Origin of the sequence: Microcoleus sp. B9-D4, from assembly GCF_036705105.1 — a bacterium.
Lineage (GTDB): Bacteria > Cyanobacteriota > Cyanobacteriia > Cyanobacteriales > Microcoleaceae > Microcoleus.
Window position 1 is genome coordinate 1 of sequence record NZ_JAUBTS010000128.1, and the last position, 2801, is coordinate 2801.

1 protein-coding gene is annotated in these 2801 nt (G+C 44.5%); it reads left to right on the forward strand.

The window, feature by feature from the left end:
- Nucleotides 1-726 precede the first annotated feature (726 nt).
- The coding region (locus QUB24_RS32795) for a DUF4347 domain-containing protein (protein WP_333157740.1) at nt 727-2801 on the forward strand (2075 nt) is incomplete at its 3' end.

Consider the following 2801-nt stretch of genomic DNA (forward strand, 5'->3'; position numbering starts at 1 on the left):
GGGAGGTTTTGGCTCAGCTTTTTGGGGCTGATAATACTATTACTTCTCTGGATTTTCTGACTCTGGCTCGTTAAGACCAAAGCGCACTGAGCCCGCTGCATTTTTCCTAAAATTATAGCCACTCGGTTTATTAAATAAACCGAGTTTTTTAATATTTTTAAATAAGAAATATCCCGCTGGTAAAGGATTGGCTTACTTGACTTCCTGACGACCAGAAAATTGGTTGTTGGTGAGTCATTCATTCATGATAAAAGGCCTAAAACGAAGTTGATGACTACAAAAAATCTAACCATTTTTTGAGAAAAATATAGATTATCTGATATCGGGCTGATTGACAGCCCTAAAATTAGTTTTTGATAAGAAATCAAGTCTTAATAAAAGTTGGATAATTAAGTTTTTGTTACTACAAACATGAACGAGTGTCAACTGCTTTTAGGTTAAACAATATCTAATTACACGGTGTATTTTCGTACATCGTGGTCGTTTTTCTTCATCGTAAAATAATTTACCGCCACGTCTGAATTGGCTAAAAAACCCCTGATTTATCTGGTAGATACAGCGAACTGCTACTTTGGGAAGATGTCGATCAAAAAAAAATCGAAGTAAATAGAAATTGTTAACTATGCGAAGTCGAGAAATTAGCAATTAGAAATTTCCCATTAGCAATTAACAATAATATCTACCACTGAAGATTGACAATTAACAAATCAAGGAGCTATGTAAATTATGAAAAATTTATGGTGCAACTACTCTTCGCCAATTCACAAATCAAGTTGCGACAGCCGCGACACCGACTGCATAAAAGATTCTTTGATTGGGGCGCAGTTAGTCAGCGATCGGGCGAGCTATATTTCCTGTTCAACAAAAGCGAGTCGGGGCGTCAAGACTCAACATAAAAAACATTTAGTTTGCATCGATCCGAGGGTAGAGAATTATCAGCATCTTGCCAGTGGAGTCAAACCGGGGACAGAGATAATTGTCCTCGATCAAACTCTGGACGGAGTAGAACAAATTACCGAGATTCTAGCTAAACGCAGCTTAATTGCCAGCCTTCAGATAGTTGCTCACGGCAATGAAGCTTCCGTGCAATTGGGGTCAACTGTACTGAAGGATGAAAACTTACCAAAGTACGATCGGCATTTGCAGCAGTGGCGAAATGCCTTAAGCGAAAAAGCCGATATTTTATTATTAGCGTGTAAGGTTGGGGCTGGAAAATCAGGGATTGCTTTCGTGCGGAAGCTGAGAGAATTAACAGGCGCAAATATAGCGGCTTCCAAAAATCTAATTGGCAGTACAAAATTAGGAGGAAACTGGCAATTAAATGTTACAGCAGGACAAGTAAAAACCGCAATAGCCTTTGAAACAAAAACCCAGGAAACTTACAGCGCTGTCCTCATTAATTTAGTGGACGAAAGTTTTCAAGACGCACGTCTAATCGGGCCTTGGATCTCTGGCGTTACTGGCAGGTCAGACGCTCCAGCTTTAACAGCAGGAACCGGAACGGAGAGTTTTCCGGGTTTGAACATAGACCCGGTAGGCAGCGGGGCGTTGAGATTAACTACAAGAACTTTTGACCAATCTACTTTTGTCATCTATAACAGTCAGGTTCCCGTCAACAGCGGTCTTAACATTGTCTTTGATATATTTGCCTACAACGGCACAGCACGTCCGAATTTACCAGGGCGGACAGGGGACGGCATAAGTTTCTTTTTAATTGACGGTACGGTGACGCCAACACAAGCTGGAGGCTATGGAGGTTCTCTCGGCTACGCGCAAAATAGAGATACAAATCAGTCCGGTTTACGGGGAGGTTATTTAGGAATTGGATTGGATGAATTCGGAAATTTCTCAACTGAAACTCAAGGGCGTGTAGGCGGAATTCCGGGGGGGCGTAGAGCAGATTCGGTAACGCTTCGAGGTAGCGAAGTTAGGCAATATCAATTTTTAACTTCTACGTTTGTGCCGCAGGGAATAGATAATATTCCCGATACCGTAAATCCTCTGCCACCAAACGGGCCGACCAACACCATTACTAGCAGCCGCGAAGCAGCCAGAAGAAGAGTTCAAATTATTTTGGAACCCCCCAATTCTGCAACGCCAAACCGTCTCACTGTTAACTTTGACCTCGACAATGATGGTTCGTTTACAGATGTGGGCGAGACTATTATCGACATTGACAATTTAGAGGAGATAAATGGGCCAATCCCGGCAACATTCAAATTTGGTTTTGCTGGTTCAACGGGAGACGCAACAAATATTCACGACATTCGCACTTTGTCGATCCAAACTATAGACGTGCCGCTTACTACAGCAGATGTTGCCTCAACGAAAACAGGCCCGGCGGCAGCGGCACCGGGCAGCGCCATTACTTACACAATTACGACAGTAAATAACGGCCCGAACGACGCCGAAAACGTGGTGATTGAAGATAGATTGCCCGTCGGGGCAGTATTAACTAGTGCTCCGGGCGGCGGCACTTTCAACCCGACAACGAGACTGGTCACCTGGCCAACTATTCCGAATTTACCTTTTGGGGCTACCACCACCCGCACCGTAACTGTTACCGCCCCAACTACACTTGGCCCTATTACCAACAGTGTATTCAGCAGCAGCAGCACGATCGATCCCGTACCCGCCAACAACAGCGGCAGCAGCCCGGATGCGAGAGTCACCACCACTATTACGAACGATAGCGCCGATGTAGTTACGGTCAAAACCGGGCCCGCTACTGCGATCGCGGGTTCGACTGTCACCTACACAATTACGGCCACTAACAGTGGGCCGAGTGCGGCAACCAATGT